This is a genomic window from Corallococcus silvisoli (assembly GCF_009909145.1).
GTDB lineage: Bacteria > Myxococcota > Myxococcia > Myxococcales > Myxococcaceae > Corallococcus > Corallococcus silvisoli.
Genome location: NZ_JAAAPJ010000011.1, coordinates 40169 through 57488, shown reverse-complemented (window position 1 = coordinate 57488; position 17320 = coordinate 40169). Strand labels below are relative to the sequence as shown.

At 72.3% G+C, this 17320-nt stretch carries 15 protein-coding genes; 8 read left to right on the top strand and 7 right to left on the bottom strand.

Features of this window, described 5'->3' with window-relative positions:
• Window positions 1-101 precede the first annotated feature (101 nt).
• Window positions 102-1694 (top strand): HEAT repeat domain-containing protein, encoded by a 1593-nt coding sequence (locus GTY96_RS22130; RefSeq protein ID WP_328700968.1) that lies wholly within the window; start codon window positions 102-104, stop codon window positions 1692-1694.
• An 82-nt stretch (window positions 1695-1776) separates the two neighbouring features.
• Here GTY96_RS22130 and GTY96_RS22125 read toward each other — a convergent pair whose 3' ends face one another.
• Complete coding sequence (locus GTY96_RS22125) at window positions 1777-2688, bottom strand: GGDEF domain-containing protein (protein ID WP_143906988.1); 912 nt, start codon at window positions 2686-2688, stop codon at window positions 1777-1779.
• A 71-nt stretch (window positions 2689-2759) separates the two neighbouring features.
• Window positions 2760-3821, bottom strand: a complete 1062-nt coding sequence (locus GTY96_RS22120; RefSeq protein ID WP_161665701.1) for an asparaginase — start codon at window positions 3819-3821, stop codon at window positions 2760-2762.
• Window positions 3822-3924: 103 nt separating this feature from the next.
• Between GTY96_RS22120 and GTY96_RS22115 the strand changes: the two genes are divergently transcribed.
• Genes GTY96_RS22115 through truD form a run of 3 tightly spaced genes read left to right on the top strand, consistent with a single transcriptional unit; the run spans window position 3925 to window position 7221 of the window.
• Window positions 3925-4875, top strand: coding sequence for a DsbA family protein (locus GTY96_RS22115; RefSeq protein ID WP_255442812.1), 951 nt, complete (start codon window positions 3925-3927; stop codon window positions 4873-4875).
• A gap of 7 nt (window positions 4876-4882) precedes the next feature.
• Window positions 4883-6202 carry a DUF4388 domain-containing protein gene (locus tag GTY96_RS22110; RefSeq protein WP_186002115.1) on the top strand — a complete coding sequence of 440 codons (1320 nt, stop codon included), beginning with the start codon at window positions 4883-4885 and terminating at the stop codon, window positions 6200-6202.
• Complete coding sequence (gene truD, locus GTY96_RS22105; protein WP_161665700.1) at window positions 6199-7221, top strand: tRNA pseudouridine(13) synthase TruD; 1023 nt, start codon at window positions 6199-6201, stop codon at window positions 7219-7221. Before GTY96_RS22110 ends, truD begins: the two co-directional genes overlap by 4 nt.
• 267 nt (window positions 7222-7488) lie before the next feature.
• On the opposite strand, the gene GTY96_RS22100 is transcribed toward truD, so the two are convergent.
• Both GTY96_RS22100 and GTY96_RS22095 read right to left on the bottom strand, forming a co-directional pair.
• Window positions 7489-8916 (bottom strand): OmpA family protein, encoded by a 1428-nt coding sequence (locus GTY96_RS22100; RefSeq protein WP_143906999.1) that lies wholly within the window; start codon window positions 8914-8916, stop codon window positions 7489-7491.
• Window positions 8917-8933: 17 nt separating this feature from the next.
• Window positions 8934-9251, bottom strand: coding sequence for a DUF4398 domain-containing protein (locus GTY96_RS22095; RefSeq protein WP_143907001.1), 318 nt, complete (start codon window positions 9249-9251; stop codon window positions 8934-8936).
• Window positions 9252-9439: 188 nt separating this feature from the next.
• Here GTY96_RS22095 and GTY96_RS22090 point away from each other — a divergent pair, with 188 nt between their 5' ends.
• Both GTY96_RS22090 and GTY96_RS22085 read left to right on the top strand, forming a co-directional pair.
• Window positions 9440-10390 carry a HEAT repeat domain-containing protein gene (locus GTY96_RS22090; RefSeq protein WP_201756300.1) on the top strand — a complete coding sequence of 317 codons (951 nt, stop codon included), beginning with the start codon at window positions 9440-9442 and terminating at the stop codon, window positions 10388-10390.
• A gap of 47 nt (window positions 10391-10437) precedes the next feature.
• Window positions 10438-11334 (top strand): N-acetylmuramoyl-L-alanine amidase-like domain-containing protein, encoded by an 897-nt coding sequence (locus GTY96_RS22085; protein WP_143907095.1) that lies wholly within the window; start codon window positions 10438-10440, stop codon window positions 11332-11334.
• Between the two features lie 13 nt (window positions 11335-11347).
• On the opposite strand, the gene GTY96_RS22080 is transcribed toward GTY96_RS22085, so the two are convergent.
• A complete protein-coding gene (locus GTY96_RS22080) occupies window positions 11348-11806 on the bottom strand; it encodes a putative signal transducing protein (protein WP_143907005.1) in 459 nt (152 codons plus the stop codon).
• 77 nt (window positions 11807-11883) lie between these two features.
• Complete coding sequence (locus GTY96_RS22075) at window positions 11884-12246, bottom strand: response regulator (RefSeq protein ID WP_143907007.1); 363 nt, start codon at window positions 12244-12246, stop codon at window positions 11884-11886.
• Between the two features lie 159 nt (window positions 12247-12405).
• Between GTY96_RS22075 and hpf the strand changes: the two genes are divergently transcribed.
• Both hpf and GTY96_RS22065 read left to right on the top strand, forming a co-directional pair.
• Window positions 12406-12765 (top strand): ribosome hibernation-promoting factor, HPF/YfiA family, encoded by a 360-nt coding sequence (gene hpf, locus GTY96_RS22070; protein ID WP_143907009.1) that lies wholly within the window; start codon window positions 12406-12408, stop codon window positions 12763-12765.
• Between the two features lie 154 nt (window positions 12766-12919).
• Window positions 12920-15055, top strand: coding sequence for an MXAN_5187 family protein (locus GTY96_RS22065; protein WP_143907011.1), 2136 nt, complete (start codon window positions 12920-12922; stop codon window positions 15053-15055).
• Between the two features lie 93 nt (window positions 15056-15148).
• Here GTY96_RS22065 and GTY96_RS22060 read toward each other — a convergent pair whose 3' ends face one another.
• Window positions 15149-16798, bottom strand: coding sequence for an ATP-binding protein (locus GTY96_RS22060; protein ID WP_161665698.1), 1650 nt, complete (start codon window positions 16796-16798; stop codon window positions 15149-15151).
• Window positions 16799-17320: the final 522 nt, after the last annotated feature.

Below are 17320 nucleotides of genomic sequence, written 5' to 3'. Positions count from 1 at the left end.
AAATCTTTAGAGGGCCGGGGGGTATGGCGCAGCGGGCCGCAAAAGGCAAGGAGACCCGCACGGAAAGGATGGGCCCGGGGTGCGCTAAAGTCCGTCTTCGCGTGTTCCGCCTCCTTCTCCTGGTGCTCCTGCTGGCGGCCAGCCCTTCCCGGGCCGGCACGGCTGCTTCCGAGTGCTGGGCCGCCTGCCGCCGCCACGTCACCGAGCCCTCGCTGCGCGCGCGAACCTGTCCGGTCTGTGTCACCGGGGGGCGGGTGGACAGCTGGGTGCCCGCCTTGGGGACGGGGGGCGCGGACGCGCGGCTCGCCCTGGAGTCGGCCCTGAAGGACGCCCACTGGCGGGTGCGGTGGGCGGCGGTGCGGACGGAGGCCCGAAGCCGGGGGCTCACGGAGCGGCGGGCCCTGGCGGACTGGATCATGGACAGCCCTCCGGACGCGGACCTGGGGGCCTGTCTCACCGCGGTCCGGGCCGCGGCGGACGCGGGGCGGTCCACGGCGGACTTCCTGCGGGATGCCGGTGCGCGGGGCCCCTCCGCCGCCGCGCGGGTGTGGGAGCGGCGGGAGGACATCCGGCAGGCGCTGGCGCTGGAGATGTTCTCGCAGGAGCCGTCGGCGCGGCTGCCCGCGCTCCTTCACCTGGCCACCTTCCAGGGCCGCTCGGCGACGCGCGTGGTGCTGGACGCGGTGGCGTCGCGGCCCGTCGCGGGCGACGAGGTGATGGCGCAGCTGCTGTCCGCCGTCGCCGAACGCCAGCGCGCCTCGGTGGGGCGGCTGTTGCTGGTGGATGCGAAGCCTCCAGACGAGCCGGCCATCAACCGGCTCTTCGCGGTGTACTCGCGCGAACTGGACGCGCTGCGGCCGGAGCTGGCGTCGGCGGACGTGCAGCGGCGGCGCATCGCGGTGGCGGCGCTGCGCCGCTACGGCCCGCTGGCGTCGCGTGAGCTGGCGGGGGCGCTGGCGGACGAGGACGGGCGGATCCGCGAGATGGCGGCGCGGGGGCTGGCGGAGTCGGGCGGCAAGGCCCTGCGGGACGCCGCGCTCCAGGGCGTGAAGGACGCGGAGACGGTGGAGGCCGCCCGTCCGTGGCTGGGGGCCATGGCTCGCGAGAAGGGGTGCCTCGCCTTCCTGAAGGACGTGGCGGAGGGGCACCACGCGCGGACGCCGGAGATCCAGGGCGAAGCGGTGGCCCTGTTGGGCGACTGCGTGGAGGGGCCTCCGCCCACACGACGGCTGGCGCCGTTCCTGGTGTCGACTGTTCCCTCCGTGCGTGCGGGCGCGGTGCGCGCGCTCGGGTCACTTCCCCGGAATGGGGAGGCGCTGGCGCTGGCGACGAAGGGGCTGGAGGACGGGGCGCCGGAGGTGGTGGTGGCCGCGCTGGAGGTGCTGGCCTCCTATCGACAGCCCTCGCGAGGGGACGACGCGGCGGGGCTGCTGGATTCAGAACACCCGCTGGTGCGTGCGGCGGCGGCGAGGGCGCTGGAGTTCGTGGGACGCTCGCCGCACGTGCGCGTCCTCGCGGAGCGCCTGCGCGTGGATCCGGTGGCGGAGGTGCGCATCGCCGCGGCGAGGACACTGAGTACCCTGGGGGGCCCCCATGCCGTCGCGGCGCTGAGCGAGGCGGCGGCCCACGACGCGGACTCCCATGTGCAGCATGTGTCGGCGGAGGGGCTGCGCCGGCTGGGCTTCGGTCGCTGACGTCGAAGCCCCGAGGCGGGCCGTCGGCGTTAGCGCTCGAGGCGTGGGCTCCGAAGGGCCGGTGGTCCCCGGCCTCCATTGCTCAGGGGCCGCTGACGGCCTTGGCGTCCACTCGGTTCCGGCCCGCGTGCTTGGCTCGGTACAGGTACTTGTCCGCGGCGGAGATGAGGTCCTCCGGCTGGGAGAAGTCCGAGTCCAGCAGCGTCGCCACTCCCAGGCTGATGGTCACCTTGATGGGCGTGCCGCTGAAGATGAAGTCGGCGCGATCCACCGCCACGCGGCAGCGCTCCGCGCACGCCAGGGCCGCGTCCTCCGCGGACTCGCGCAGCATCAGCGCGAACTCCTCGCCGCCGTAGCGCGCGAGCAGGTCCTCGGTTCGCACGGTGTCGCTCACCCGCTGCGCGATGCGCGTCAGCACGAAGTCGCCGGCCGGGTGGCCGTACACGTCGTTGATGCGCTTGAAGTGGTCCACGTCGAAGAGCACCAGCGACAGCGGCACGCGGTGGCGCAGGCAGTACGCGAACTCCTTGCGCACCGTCTCCATGAAGTACTTCTTGTTGTAGACGCGGGTGAGGCCGTCGCGGGTGGCCGACTCGTAGATGCTTCGCTGGTACTGCTCCTCCAGCGCATCCTGGATGCTGAACTTCAGCACCGTGTTGGAGCCGATCTGGATCTTGTCGCCGTCGTACAGCGGCGCCGCGCTCACCTTCAGGCCGTTCAGGTAGGTGCCGTTGGTGCTGCCCAGGTCCACCAGCTGGAAGCGGCCGTCGCCAATGGCGACCACCTTCGCGTGCTTGCGGGAGATGCCGTCGTCCTCCACCTGGAACTGGGCCTCCGAGCTGCGGCCCAGCACCACCTCCGAACGGTCCAGCTTGAACATCCGCCCGATACCGGCGGCGGACTTCGCGCTGATGACGATCAGATAGGCGCTCTGCTGCTGGGCACTGCCCAGCAGGTCCGAAATGGAATGGACGGAAGTTTTCTCCTCGGACATCGCGCCTCCCATCTTACGGGCCGCCTTTTCACGGCGGCAAGCACACCCACACTCCTTTCACGCACCCGGTGTCAGCCGACCCGCCCCACCCGCGTGGGCCGGCGGCGCTTTTTCTCCGGTGGAGGAACTGTCAAACGCCCGACGGACAGCTCGCCAGCCACGGGGGTCCGGAGGAAGCGCGCCAGCGCCTCGCCCCCCCGGGGATGCTCCGCCAGCCCCTGCATCAGCTTCACCAGCGCGGCCGAAGGGGTCATGTCCGCACCGCCCACGGCCCCCTGCTCCAACAGCTGGGCCCCGGACTCGTAGAGCGTGAGGTCCACCCCGTTGCGGTAGGCCTGGCTCACCACCAGCATCGGGATGCCCCGCTCGCGTGCCTGGACGAAGAGCGGCAGCAGCGAGCGCCCCAGCTCCGGCGCGATGGGCACGTTGCCCGCCCCGTACGCCTCCACCACCAGCCCCTTCACGTGGGGCAGCAGCTGGAGGGGCAGCGCGGGATCCAGCCCCGGGTACACCTTCAGGAGGAAGACGCGCGGATCCAACCTGTCGTGGAGCCGGAAGGGGCCGCGCGACGCGAGGCCCTTCTCGAAGGTGGCGTCCACGCCCAGCGTGCCCAGCACGGGGAAGTTGGGGCTCTCGAAGGCGTCGTACTCGGCCACCTTCACCTTGCGCGTGCGATTGCCCCGATACAGGTGCGAGTCGAAGCAGATGGTCACTTCGCGCGGGCCCTGGAGCGCGGAGAGCACCGCGTCGATGAGGTTGAGCCGCGCGTCGGAGCGGATCTCCCCCAGCGGCCGCTGCGAACCCGTCAGCACCACGGGGCAGGGCGGGTTGCGCAACATGAAGGACAGCGCGCTCGCCGTATACGCCAGCGTGTCCGTGCCGTGGGTCACGACAGCCCCGTCGAACTCAGGCAGGCGCCGGTGGAGGTGGGCGGCCATCCGGCTCCAGAGCTCGGGCTGCATCTCCGAGCTGTCGAGGTTGGAGAACAGCTCCAGCTCGATGTCGGCCAGCTGGAACAACTCCGGGGCGCGCTTGCGGAGGGTCTGGAAGAAGGCCGAGGGACGCAGGGCGGAGGGCCGGCCGCCGGCCATTCCGAGCGTGCCTCCGGTGTGCAGCATCAGGACTCTGGGCATGGGCGAGGGGCCTCCTGCCAAAGCCCGCCTTGCTTTACAAGCCCTGCGCGCGTGGCTAAACCCCGGGGCCGTGCTCCTCCCTCGATGGAAGCGTGTTGCTCCCGTGCTGGCCGCGGTGACCCTGATGGGCGCCGGCTGCACCAAGAGCGCGGAAGTCCCGGCCGCCCCCAAGGCGGCCCCCGTGGCCGCCGCCCCGGCCCCCACCCCGGCTCCGGCCCCCGCCGCCGAGGCGCCCTCCGCGGATCCGTCCCAGGCGCTCTCGGGCATCCCCGGCATGGACTTCTCCGCGCTGCCCCCGGCGGCGAAGCGCGAGCTGGCCACGGTGTTCAGCGACGAGTTCTGCTACTGCGGCTGCCCACATTCGCTGGGCGCGTGCCTCAAGCAGCACACGACCTGCCGGCACGCCAAGCGGATGGCCCGGCTGTCCGCCCGGCTGGTGGCCGAAGGCGGTCCCGCGAGCGAGGTCATCGTCACGCTGTCGAAGTACTACGCGTCCTTCCGCGAGCCGCGCACGCAGCTCAAGGTGGATCCGCGCATGTGCCAGGGCGACGCCAACGCGCCCGTGACGGTGACGGAGTTCTCCGACTTCGAGTGCCCCTTCTGCGGCAAGGCGCGGCCCATCCTGGAGGGCTTCGCGAAGAAGCACCCCACCGAGGTGCGCTTCTGCTACCTGCCGTTCCCGCTCTCCATCCACGCCAACGCCATTCCGGCGGCGCAGGCGGTGCTGTGGGCGCGCGACCAGGGGAAGTTCTGGCAGATGCACGACGCGCTCTTCGGCCAGCAGGAGAACCTCAAGCCGGAGGCGCTGCCCGCGCTGGCGAAGTCGGTGGGGCTGGACGGCGACAAGCTGGCCGCGGTGCTGAAGACGGAACAGTACAAGGACGAGATCGAGGGCTTCCGTTCACAGGGACGCGCGGCGGCCATCACCGGCACGCCCACGGTGTTCTTCAACGGACGCGCGTACGACCTGGGCTATCAGGAAGGGCAGCTCGAGCACAGCATGGAGGACGAGGTGGAGTGGCGCGCGAACAACAACGCGTGGGCCGCCGACTGACCCTTCGATGAACCAACGCTTCCGCATCGATGGCGCCGCGCAGCTGGTCCCCGAGGACCGGTCCGGCATCCCCGCGCTCGCGGGGCGCTCGGGCACGTACGCGCTGATGCCCACGGCGCCCGACCTGCTCGTCTTCTCCCGCACGCCGCCCGAAGGGGGCTCCATCCCCACGCCGCGCGTGGTGCTGGCCGGGGACGCGGGCGGCTTTCCGCTGTCGGACCTCATCGCGTTCCTCAGCCAGTCGCGCTGGAGCGGCGTCGTCCGCGTGCACACGCCGGGCGGCGAGCGCTCGCTGACCCTGCGCGACGGCGAGGTGCGCGGCGCCACCTCCGACGAGCCCGCCGACCGGCTGGGCGAGGTGCTGGTGCGGCTGGGCTACGCCGACCGGGCCCAGGTGGAGGCGGTGCTGCGCGAGCAGTCGCCATCGAAGATGGGCCGGGTGCTGGTGGAGAAGGGCGTGCTCCAGGCGCATGACCTGTTCAAGTGCGTCACCCACCAGGTGAGCGAGATCTTCCACGCCATCGTGCTGTGCCGCGAGGGCTCGTTCTTCCTCGTCGACCAGCCCCTGGACGAGAAGACGGGGCACTCCATCCAGCTGTCCACGCAGAGCCTGCTGATGGACAGCATCCGGAAGATCGACGAGCTGGCGCATTTCCGAAAGCGCATCCCCCACGGCCGGATGTACGTGGCGCGCAAGCGCCCCTCCGACGGCAAGCTGGAGGAGGACGAGGACCGGGTGCTCGCGATGCTGGACGGGCGGCGCACGGTGCTGGAGCTGGGGCACGCGGCACGGCTGTCCGAGTTCGACATCACCAAGGTCGTCTTCCGGCTCCTGGAGGGCGGCTTCGCGGGGCTGACGGACAAGCCGGTGGGCGCGCCCGTCGCCGCGGCGGTGCCGGAGAAGGTGGCCGCGCAGCGCGCGCGTCCGGCGGCGCGCACGGTGGCCCCGGTGGATGCCCGCCCGGTGGCGCGCGTCTTCAACTTCATCTTCCGGGAGATCCGCGACGAGGTGGCCCGCTCGGGTATGGATCGGCAGTTCATCGCCGCGGCCAACGCGGCGCTGTCCGGTCAGGCGCTGTCGTCGTCGCCGGTGCTGGAGGGGCTGGCGTTCGCGGCGGATGGCAGCCTTCCGGAGGGGCGGTTGATGGAGGCCTTCGACAAGCACCGCGCCCACCTGGGCAGCGAGCCGCTGGCCTCGTTCCGTCAGGCGCTGAGCGACGTGATGTTCTTCCTGCTGTTCCAGGTGGGGGAGCTGCTGGAGTCGCGCGCGGATGAGGACCTGGCCCGGCGGGTGAAGGAACTCCTGGCCACACTCGAGGCACCGTGACGGACACTGGATTCCCAAGGCTGACCTCGGGCGTGCCCGGGTGTGGCGGCGCGTTCAAGCTCACCCCCGAGGACTTCGAGGTGGAGGAGCTGCCCGCCTACCTGCCGTCCGGCGAGGGCACGCACCTGTACATCTGGGTGGAGAAGCGCGGCCGGGACACGCGCGAGGTGGTGCGTGCGCTGGCGGCCGCGTTGGCGGTGCGCGAGGACGACATCGGCGTGGCGGGCATGAAGGACCGGCAGGCGGTGACGCGGCAGTGGTTGTCCGTGCCCGCGATCGCCGAGCCGCGCCTGCCTGGATTCGCGCTGGAGGGCGTGCGCGTCCTGGAGGCGAAGCGGCACGGAAACAAGCTGCGCACCGGGCACCTCAAGGGGAACCGCTTCCGCCTGAGGCTGCGCGGCGTCCAGGACCTGGGCGCGGCGCGCGAGTCCTTCGCCCTGCTGTCCGCGCAGGGCGTGCCCAACTACTTCGGTGAGCAGCGCTTCGGCCGGGCCGGGGACAACGCGGACCTGGGCCGGATGCTCATCCTGGGGCAGCGGCTGCCGAAGCGGCCGGACCGCTTCCAGCGCAAGCTGTACCTGTCCGCCTTCCAGTCGCGCCTCTTCAACCAGGCCCTGGTCCAGCGGCTCACGGCGGGCACCTTCGCCACGGCGCTCGCGGGAGACGTGCTGCGCAAGGAGGAGACGGGCGGGCTCTTCGTCTGCGAGGCGCCAGAGGTGGACATGCCGCGCGTCGCCGCGTTCGAGGTGAGCCCGGCGGGCCCGATGTTCGGCCCGAAGATGACCGCATCGCGCGGGGAGGTCGCCGAGGCCGAGGCGCGGCTGCTCTCCGACGCGGGCGTCACGTTGGGGGACTTCCAGCGCGGCGGCGACGAGACGGAGGGCACGCGCCGGCCCTACCGCGTGCGCCTGGGCGCGCCAGACCTCGCCGTGGAGGGCGAGGACGCGCTGCTCACCTTCGAGCTGCCGCGCGGCGCCTACGCCACCGAAGTCCTGCACGAGCTGCTCAAGGACGGCTGAGGCATCCACGGGCCGCGCTGGCGTTCCCCCGCCGCGCGGTCACGGTGGAGGCCCCCTGCGCGGGACAGGGCCGGGGTGGCCCGCTGGCGGTGGATCCGACCTGCTCGCGGACGGGACGCCGCCCATTCCTCGCCGGCGCTTGCGTCCTGACTCCCATGACGGCTTCGTGTTTCCGCTGGAAATGACCGCGCCTCCCTGGGCGTGAGGCTTGGGGAGGCGCTGGGGACCGCGGGTCCCGCTCCGAGGTGGAGCGGGGTGGGGCGGACGTCACTGCCGGACGACGTTGAACTCCGTGCGGCGGTTGAGCGCGCGGCCCGTCTTGGTGTTGTTGGGCGCCACGGGCTGCGTCTCACCGAAGCCCACGGCCTCCATCCGGCCCGGGTCGATGCCGCGCTTGAGCAGCTGCGCCATCACCGCGTCCGCGCGCTTCTGCGACAGCTTCAGGTTCGCGGTGTCGTTGCCCATCGAGTCGGTGTGGCCCTCGATGCGCATCTTGCGGATCCACGGCGCGTCCCGCAGCGCCTGCGCTACGTCGTCGAGGATGGTGGTGCTCTGCTTGCCGATGATCTTCGCCGAGCCGGAACCGAAGAGGATCTGCTTCTTGATCTCGATGCGGTCCTTCTTGACGATGACCATCTTGTACTGCTTGGCGCACCCGCGCTCTTCCTTCACGCCCGGGTCGTCAGGGCACGCATCCAGCCGGTCCACCACGCCGTCGCCGTCGCGGTCCGGATCCGGGCAGCCGCCGTTCTCCGGCGGGCCCGACTCGTTGGGGCACTTGTCCTGCGCGTCCGGGACGCCGTCGCTGTCGTTGTCCAGGTCCGGGCAGCCGTCCTCGTCCTGGAAGCCGTCCTTGTCCTCCGGCTCGTCCGGGCACTTGTCGACGTTGTCGTTGATGCCGTCCCCGTCCCTGTCGACGATGGGGCAGCCCAGGTTCTGCAGCGGACCCGCCTCGTTGGGGCACTTGTCCGTGCCGTCCAGGATGCCGTCCTGGTCGTTGTCCGGATCCGGGCAGCCGTCCTCGTCCTCGAAGCCGTCCTTGTCCTCGGGCTGGTCCGGGCACTTGTCCACGTTGTCGAGGATGCCGTCGCCGTCGCGGTCCTTGGGGGCCTCCGGCGGGCAACCGTTGTTCTCCGGCACGCCAGGGATGAGCGGGCACTTGTCCTGCGCGTCGAGCACGCCGTCGTTGTCGTTGTCCGGATCCGGGCAGCCGTCCTGGTCCTGGAAGCCGTCCACGTCCTCGGGCTGGTCGGGGCAGGGGTCGTCCTTGTCGAGGATGCCGTCGCCGTCGCGGTCCGTCTCCTCGATGCTCACCACCACCTGCGGCTGCTGCGGCTGGGCGGTCTGCTGCGGCTGGTCAGGCTGCTGAGGCGCTTCCGGGCGGTCCCGCACCAGCACCTGGCGCGGGGCGCAGCTCTTGGACAGCTCCAGGGCGCGCTTCACCGCGGTGTCGGCGGTGCGCACGTGCTGGGCGGCGCGCGTGCTGTTGCCCTGGCTCAGCTCTCCCCGGGCGAAGTCGAGGTTGGCCTCCGCGGTGGCCAGCTCCGCGGGCGCGCAACGCAGGGCGCCGCCCCGGCGGGCACGCTCCACGTCAGCGGTGAGGACCTCCGTGTCGGCGCGGATCTTGTTGCCGCTGACACAGGAGAGGGAGGCCAACAGCAGGGTGAAAAGCGCGGACTGGGTCAGACGCTTCATCGGAGAGCGCTCGGGCGTCACGGGTTCTGGGGGCGGCCCTGGGAGTCGCCGGAGTTGGCGGCGGACATGGCCTTCTCGCGCGCCTCATTGGCGAAGCGCGAGGCCTTCACCGCGAAGTCCACACCGGACTGGTAGTCCGAATAGCCGACCTCCTCGCGCGCCTTCTGGAGGTAGAGGTTCGCGGCCGTCCACTCGTAGGGGGCTTCCTTCTCCGCCCCGGCCGTGCGCGCGGCCTGGATCTGCACCTCGGCATCGAGGATGTTCGACGTGGACTTCACGGGGCCACATGCGGTCAGCACGCCCGCGACCGCCAACAGGAGCGACTGCTTCGTCATCACGGGGGCCTCGGTCCAGAAGCGGAGGGACTGGCGTCGGTCGTATCAATCGCCCTCGGGGGGGTCAAGAATCGGGCGGTTGGGGTGGGGCAGGGCGCCGGGCGCGCGGGGTGGACTTTGACGGCGGGGGCGGTGCTTGCCATCGTTCCGCCCCTGTGCGTGCTCCGTCCGTCCGTGCCCTGCTTGCCTTGCTGCTCCTGCCCCTGACCGCCCTGGGCGGCCCCGGTTCCGCGTCGAAGCGGGCCCAGAGCCGCGCGGAGGCGGACGTCGTGCTCGCCCAGGTGGCCAATGGCAGCCCCGTGCCGGCCGCCGCGTCGCGCCTGCACTTCCTGCGCGAGGAGGCCTACGCCGCCGAGGAGATTGGCCCGCTGCTGCGGACCGCCTTCGATGAGCGCACGCGCCGCAACCTGGCGGCCCTCCTGGCGTCGCTGGGCGCGCGCACCGGGGAGGCCACCCTGGTGAAGCTGGCGTCGGACGGGGACAGCACCGTGCGCATGTACGCGGCGCAAGGGCTCGCCCGCCTGGGCAGCCGCAACACCGGTGCGGTGCTGCCGCTCCTGGAGGACAAGAGCAGCGGCGTGCGCCGCGAGGCGGCCCGGGCCCTGGGCGCGTCGCGCAACCCCAAGATGGGCAAGCCGCTGATGGCCGCCGTGAAGGCCGAGCAGGACCTGGAGGTCCGCGCGGCGCTGCTGGAGGCCGTGGGCGCCTCCGGCGACCCGAAGCAGAAGGCCCCGCTCAAGGCCTACCTGGACAGCGATTCGGAGAGCACGCGCTTCGCCGCGGCGCGGGGGCTGTGCCGGCTGGGCGCGCCCGAGGGCTTCGCCTTCGCGCAGAAGCTGCTTGGCAACTCCGACAAGTTCGTGCGCCGCCAGGGACTCGTGCTCTTCGAGGGCGTGCCGGCGAAGAAGGCGGGCCCCGTGCTGTCGCCGCTGCTCCAGGACGCGGACCGCACCGTGGCCGCGACCGCCGCGCGCGTGCTGTACCAGGGCGGGGATGCCGCGTCGCTCGACTGGCTGGTGCTCGCGTCCTGGAACGCCAAGGGCGAGGAGAAGCTCGTCTACGAGAAGGAGCTGGAGACGCTGCAACTCGCGGACGACCGGCGCAAGGCCATCCTGCGCAAGGCGGGGGTGGCGCCGTGAACCTCGCCGGGGTGTTCGCGCTCGCGCTCCTGGCGCAGGCGCCGGCCATGAGCCCGAGGACGCCCACGAAGGCGGTGCCCACCGCGCCCGCGCCGATGTCCCCCGTGCGGGAGAACGGTTGGACCCCGCTCACGCCCGAACAGCGCGCGGCCCTCATCGCGGACCCGGCCGAGGCGCCGCTTGCCGAGCGCCTGCTGGGGATGAGCGAGCGCTTCCTCAACACGCCCTACGTCCTCTCGCCCCTGGGCGAGGGCCAGGGCGTGGACCCCGACCCCCCCTTCCGCCTGGACGCGGTGGACTGCCTCACCTTCGTGGAGGAGACGCTGGCCCTGAGCATGGCCCACGCCGAGCCCGAGGTGCCGGCGCTGCTGGAGCGGATCCGCTACGCGAGCACGCCCTCCTACGAGGACCGCAACCACTTGATGGAAGCGCAGTGGCTGCCCAACAACATCAAGAAGGGCCTGCTGGTGGACGTGACGCGCCAGTACGCGAAGGACGACAGCGTCGCCGTCACCAAGACGCTCACCGCGCGCACCTGGCAGTCGAAGTCGTCCATGGCCTTGCAGCTGCCGCGCGAGCGCCAGCCCGTGGGCACCTTCACCCTCAACATGATTCCGCTGGAGAAGGTGCTCACCCACGCGCGCGAGGTGCCCTCCGGCACCATCCTCGTGGTGATGCGCGAGGACCTGCCCCAGAAGGCGACGCGCATCACGCACCTGGGCTTCGTGGTGCAGAAGAAGAAGCGCACGTACCTGCGCCACGCGTCCAAGGGCGGCTACAACCGCGTGGTGGACGAGGACCTGGAGACGTTCCTCGCCCGCAACGCGCGGTACGACAAGTGGCGGGTGACGGGCGTGAGCCTCTTCGAGGCCCGGCGTCCGCCCGCCACGCTCGCGTCACAGCCCGCGCCCGCCCGGGGCCGCGCGGACGTCGGCGCGCCCTGAGGCCCTGTCGCTGTCAGAGGGCTGGGGGCGCGGTGTCCACCGGCTGACGCGCCTGCTCTCCCTCGCGCTCCTCTTCCTCTGCGGCGCGGCCGGCCTCGGCCGCGGTGGCGAGCCCCTGCAGCTTCGTCTCCTCCAGCAGCGTGGCGGCGCGCGCCTGGAGCGTGTCCGGCACCAGCAGCTCCCACCAGGGCATCAGGTTGCCCGTGGTGATCTCGTCCACGACGCCCGAGCGGCCGGGCCTCACGATGCGCGGGATGCGGTGCTCGTCCAGCACCTCCGCGTAGACCTGGGCCGTCACCGGGTCGTCCGCGGTGCCCGCCCTCACGAAGCGGTGCTTGTCCAGCTCATGCGGGAGGGGAAGCCCCCGGTCGCGCATCTCCTCCGCCGACACGAGCGGCGGGTGGTTGGGGCAATCCGTGCAGTCCACGACACTGTCCTGATACTCCGAGCCACACCGTGCGCAGTACCTCATGGGGCCCTCCTGGGCGATGGCTGGAATGTTAGGAACGGATCGCGCGGATGGCAGGCGGTGCCCCGCGCGAATGTCCCTCAGTGCCGCGCGGCGTCTCCCAGCTCGCCCACCATCCGGCTCAGGCGCTCCACGTCGATGGGCTTGCGCAGCACGGCGTCGCAGTAGTCCGCGCCCTCCACCTGCGCGTAGCCGGAGACCAGGACGACGCGGGCCCTGGGCTCGCGCTCCTTCACCTGTTGGGCCAGCTCCGTGCCGTTCATTCCGGGCAGGGACTCGTCCGTCACCACGACGTCCGGGCGCGTGTCCTCGAACGCCTTCAGCCCCGCCACGCCGTCCACGGCGGTGGTCACGTCGAAGGCGTCCTCCAACAGCTCCGCCAGCAGCTCGCGGCTGTCCCCGTCGTCTTCCACCAGAAGGACCCTGATTCGCTCGCCATCCATGCGACTAGAGCAACCCGGTGCTGGGCGGGATTCGTCCACGGTGTCCCGGGCGCCATGCCGTCCGGACGGCTGCCTTGGGGGAGGGCAGGCGGGAGGGCTTGCGTCAGCCCCTCACGGGCGGGCGGGGGACTGCCCATGTTTGTGCCCGGAGGTGAATCCATGAAGGTGTTGTTGCGTGGAGTGCATCTGGGGCTGACGGACAACCTCAAGGCGTATGTGGACACGCACCTGGTGGCCCACATCGAGCGGTTCGCCGAGGACGAGGCGTCGGAGATCGACATCGCGCTCGTGGACATCAACGGGCCCAAGGGAGGCGTGGACAAGGAGTGCCGGGTGACGGTGCGCCTGCCTGGCATGGAGTCGGTGCACGTGACGGAGACGTCGGAGACGTTGTTCCAGGCCATCGACGCAACGCGTGACCGCCTGGAGAAGGCCATCAAGCGCGCGGTGGAGCGCCGTCGCGGCATCGCGACGAACGGGCTGCCGTACGACCTCAACGCGGACGCCTCGAACTACTAGGCGCCCCCCTTCGCGGCGCGGCGGGACGAAGGGCCCGGGAATTCCGGATGCCAGCCGGGCGTCCGGCCCCCGGGCTCCTTCGGGCCAGTTCCTTGCTGGGGTCGAACGGTGGACGCTATAAGCGGACCCCTCACCCCTGGGCTAAAGGACGGCGATGGTCCGCCTCAAGTTCCTGCTGTTCGCACTCCTGGTCCTCGGACTGGGTCTGGCTCACCTTCCGACGCTGTCGGCGCCTCAGCGCGCGCGCGCGGTGGACGGTGCCGCGCTCCAGGCCGCTTCGGGCATCGGCGAGGTGGCACGTCGCGTGGATGCTCGCCGCGCGGAAGTGCAGTCCCTGGCGCTGAAGCTGGCCGGCAGCCCCGAAGTGGCGGCCGCCGTGCACGCGCTGCGCCCCGCTCCGGTGGTGGCGAAGTCTTCGTATTCGTATTCGCGCGACCGCAACGCCGCGAAGGACGCGGAGGACGCGGGCGCGCTCCTGCCGCTGACCGCCGAGCGCTTCGGGGCCCTGCGCACCGCCGCGGAGGCCGGCCTGCCCAAGGAGCTCCAGGGCGCGGTGGTGGCGGTGGTGGCCGGTGACGCGAGCTTCCATGCGCGCGCCGGTGCCGAGCCGTCCTCCGACGCGGCCGCGCTGGATGTGGCGGCGCTCGCCAAGGCGGGCACGGCGCTGGTGGACGCCTTCGGGGCGCCTCACGTGTTCGCGTCCGTGCCGCTGGCGTGGAAGGGCGACGCGACCCCCGCTCCCGCCGTGACGCTGGTGGTGGGGGCGCCGCTGGGCGCGGACACCGCGCTGCAGGGCGCGCTGGACCTGTCGGCCGCGGCCGCGGTCGGGCTGGTGCAGGGCGACAAGGTGGTGGGAGGCGTCGGTCCGGAGAAGGCGCGGCTGGATGGCGCGCTGCCCCGGCTGAGCGTGGGCGCGAAGGACACGGTGCTGGAGTCGGGTTCGCTCGAAGCGCTGGGCCCCGTGCAGTTGCCCGCGTTCACCAACGGCGACGCGATGGGGGGCCAGGCCCCGCTGTTCATCGGCGCGCGCCGGGCGCTGGAGGGCACGCCCTACGAGGTCGTGGTCCTCGCCGGCACCGCGGCGACGCTGGCTCCGCTGGCCGCGTACCAGCACACCGCGCTCCTGGGGCTCGCGGGCCTGTTCGTGCTGAGCCTCGTCTGGACGGCGCTGATGGGCGGTGGCCAGAAGTCCTCTGGCGAGGAGACGGCGTCGGGCAACTCGGACACGCTGGGGTGGTCGGCGGCGCTCGCCGCGCAGTCCACTCCTCCCGCCGCGCAGCCCGTGGCCTCCTCGCCGCCGGCTCCGGCCGCCGTGGCGCCTGCCGCCGTGGCCGCGCCGCTGGCGGATCCGTTCGCGTCGAGCCTCCCCTCGGAGCCTGCCTCCAACCCGTTCGCGTCGAGCGTTTCCTCGGAGCCGGTGTCCAACCCGTTCGCCGCGGTCGCGCCGCCGCCCGTCAACCCGGCGGTGGATCCGTTCGCGGGCGCGGATGCGTTCCCGTTCCCGGGCAGCCCGGCGGCGGATCCGTTCGCGATGCCGGCTCCCCAGGCGGGTGCGCCGCTGGCGGATCCGTTCGCGATGCCGGCGCCGTCCGCCGCCGCGCCGATGCCGTTCGGGGGGCCGCCTCCGGTGGCCGCGCCGATGGCGGATCCGTTCGCGGGCGTGGAGTCGTTCCCGTTCCCGTCACCGCCCGCATCCTACCCGCCTCCCGCGGCGGAGCCGTTCGCGCCGCCCCCCGCGTACGGGCAGGGCGGGGCGATGCCCTTCGACCACTCGCCCCCGATGAGTGAGCCCCTCGCCCCGGCCGCGCCGCGCCATGGCGCGTTCGCCTTCGAGGATCAGCCCACGGCGGCGTACTCGCTCCAGCAGGCGGCCAACCCGTTCGCGCTGGCGGCGGCGCAGGCGTCGGATCCGGACTCGCCGGAGACGACGCGCGTGGCGGCGATTCCCCGGGAGCTGCTCCAGGCGAGCACCCGGCCCACGTCGGAGGCCATCCCGATGCCGCCTCCGCGCTCCAGCGGCGGCCAGGCGGTGCCGCTGCCCGGCGCGAACAGCGCGGCGGCGGTGGCGCTATCGGAGGAGCAGCACTTCCAGGACGTCTTCCGCGAGTTCGTCACCACGCGCGAGCGCTGCGGCGAGCTGGCGGACGGCCTGACGTACGACAAGTTCGTGCAGAAGCTGCGCAAGAACAAGGAGCAGCTCGTCACGAAGTACGCGTGCAAGACGGTGCGCTTCCAGGTCTACGTGAAGGAAGGCAAGGCCGCTCTCAAGGCGACGCCCGTCAAGGACTGAGGTCCGGCGGGTTCCTCCGCCGCGTCGTGCCCGAAGGCCCGGGACCTCCTCGCGAGGTGCCGGGCCTTCCTGTTCATGGGGCGTGGGCGGTGTTCAGCTCGCGCGGGGGAGCACGACGCTGAAGCGGGCGCCCTGGCCCGGTTCTCCGCCGACCTCCAGCCGGCCGCCGTGCTCCTGGAGGATGCGCGAGGCGATGGCGAGCCCCAGGCCGGTGCCGCCGTCCTTGGTGGTGAAGTAGGGCTCGAAGATGCGGGCGCGGTTCTCCGGGGGGATGCCGGGCCCGTCGTCCTCCACCTCGACGATGGCGTCCGCGTCGGTGCCCTTCACTCGCACGCGGAGCGCGCCGCCCCTGCCCGTCATCGCCTCCTCGGCGTTCTTCACCAGGTTGACGAGCACCTGGGTGAGCTGGTCGCGGTCCGCCTGGGCCACCACGCCGGTCTGGAGTGCGGGCACCAGCTGGATGCCCTCGGGGGGCGCGGCGTACAGCGAGAGGACGCCCTGGGCCAGCTCCCCCAGGTCCACGGGGGCGAGCTGGGGCTTGGGCAGGCGGGCGAACCGGCTGAACTCGTCCACGATGCGCCGCAGCCGCTCCACCTCCTCCAGCACCACGCGCGCGCTCTCCTTGAAGAGGACGGGGAAGCTGGGGTGGCGCGCCTCGTGCGCGGCCATCAGCGTCTCCAGCGACATGCGGATGGGGGTGAGGGGGTTCTTGATTTCGTGCGCCAGCCGCCGGGCGACCTCCTGCCACGCGGCGATGCGCTCGGTGGCCATCAGCCGTTCGGTGGTGTTCTTCAGTTCGGACGTCATGTGGTTGAACGTCCGGACCAGCTCGCCCACTTCGCCGGAGGCCCTCGACGTCACCTGCACGTCCAGCGCGCCTTCCGCCACGCGGCGCGCGCCGGAGGTGAGGGCCTCCACCGGCCGCGTCATCCACCGCGACACCAGCAGGCCCAGGAGCGCGGCGAAGCCCAGGCCCAGGCCGGCGAGGAGGAGGAACGCGCGCATGACGCCCTCTTCCGCTTCGCGCGCGGCGGCGCGGCTGAAGGTGAGGCGCACGGAGGCCACGTCGCCCAGGGGCAGCACGCGCGCGACGGTGGGCGGGGCCGCGCTGCCCGCGTGCGCGACCTGGGTATCGCCGGACAGGAGCGTCACGTCCGACTGGGTGAGGCGGGCCAGGTGTTGGGCGAGGCCGTCATCCAGCACCACGCCGCCCACGGCCCACAGGCGCACGTCTCCGTAGTCGACGGGCCGCGCGGTGACGAGCGCGGGGACCTGACGGAGGCCCGCGTCGCCCCGGACGTCCACTCGCACGGGGACGGGTTTGGGAGACGGCTCCTTCGTCACGGCGAAGAGCACGGGGTCGGGGTCTCCGCGGCGGGCGGGCAGGTGGCCAGAGGAGAGCACGGTGCCGTTGCGGTCGAAGATCGTGAGGACGGTGAGGCCCCGGCTCTTCATCAGGCCTTCGGCGGTGTTGGCCTGGATGACGCGCAAGGGGGCGGTGCGCGCCTCGCGCACGAGGTCCTCCATGGCGGGGCTCTCCACCAGCTCTTCCACGGCGCGGCGAGCGGTGGCGGCTGAGCGTTCCAGGGACTCCTGCGCGGAGGCGGTGGCGGCCGTCATGCGCGCGTCCAGTTCGCGCGACAGCGTGTCGCGCAGGCGCGTCACGGTGAGCGGGACGACGACCGCCAGCGGCACCAGCGCGAGCAGGGCGAAGGCGAGCGCGAGCCGGGTTCTCAGGCGCATGCGGGGTGTTCCTTCAGGATGGCAGGGCGCACGGGTCGCGTTGGCGCGTGTCCGCTGTCGCGTGCCGCCGCCGTGCGGCGGTTGATGCCGGCACGGTGATTGTGTCGGTCCGGCGCTTGGCGATTACCGTGTGCAGCCGTCGTGCGGCGGTTGACGTAAGCACGGTGCTCGTGTCGTTCCAGCGCTCGGCGATTACCGGGTGCCGCCGTCGTGTGGCGGTTGAACTCGGCTCGGCGCTCATGCCGCTCCGGCGCTCGGCGATTACCGGGTGCCGCCGTCGTGTGGCGGTTGAACTCGGCTCGGCGCTCATGCCGCTCCGGCGCTCGGCGATTACCGGGTGCCGCCGTCGTGTGGCGGTTGAACTCGGCTCGGCGCTCATGCCGCTCCGGCGCTCGGCGATTACCGGGTGCCGCCGTCGTGTGGCGGTTGAACTCGGCTCGGCGCTCATGCCGCTCCGGCGCTCGGCTGATACCGTGTGCCGCCGTCGTGCGGAGGCTGCTGCCGGCGCGGCGCTCGTGAAGC

Bases quoted from the DNA above. Each gene is read 5' to 3' on its own strand.
- GTY96_RS22075 (WP_143907007.1), bottom strand. From the start codon at position 12,246: ATGGATGGCGAGCGAATCAGGGTCCTTCTGGTGGAAGACGACGGGGAC.
- GTY96_RS22085 (WP_143907095.1), top strand. From the start codon at position 10,438: ATGAGCCCGAGGACGCCCACGAAGGCGGTGCCCACCGCGCCCGCGCCG.
- GTY96_RS22080 (WP_143907005.1), bottom strand. From the start codon at position 11,806: ATGAGGTACTGCGCACGGTGTGGCTCGGAGTATCAGGACAGTGTCGTG.
- GTY96_RS22060 (WP_161665698.1), bottom strand. From the start codon at position 16,798: ATGCGCCTGAGAACCCGGCTCGCGCTCGCCTTCGCCCTGCTCGCGCTG.
- hpf (WP_143907009.1), top strand. From the start codon at position 12,406: ATGAAGGTGTTGTTGCGTGGAGTGCATCTGGGGCTGACGGACAACCTC.
- GTY96_RS22095 (WP_143907001.1), bottom strand. From the start codon at position 9,251: ATGACGAAGCAGTCGCTCCTGTTGGCGGTCGCGGGCGTGCTGACCGCA.
- GTY96_RS22120 (WP_161665701.1), bottom strand. From the start codon at position 3,821: ATGCCCAGAGTCCTGATGCTGCACACCGGAGGCACGCTCGGAATGGCC.
- GTY96_RS22125 (WP_143906988.1), bottom strand. From the start codon at position 2,688: ATGTCCGAGGAGAAAACTTCCGTCCATTCCATTTCGGACCTGCTGGGC.
- GTY96_RS22110 (WP_186002115.1), top strand. From the start codon at position 4,883: ATGAACCAACGCTTCCGCATCGATGGCGCCGCGCAGCTGGTCCCCGAG.
- GTY96_RS22065 (WP_143907011.1), top strand. From the start codon at position 12,920: ATGGTCCGCCTCAAGTTCCTGCTGTTCGCACTCCTGGTCCTCGGACTG.
- GTY96_RS22100 (WP_143906999.1), bottom strand. From the start codon at position 8,916: ATGAAGCGTCTGACCCAGTCCGCGCTTTTCACCCTGCTGTTGGCCTCC.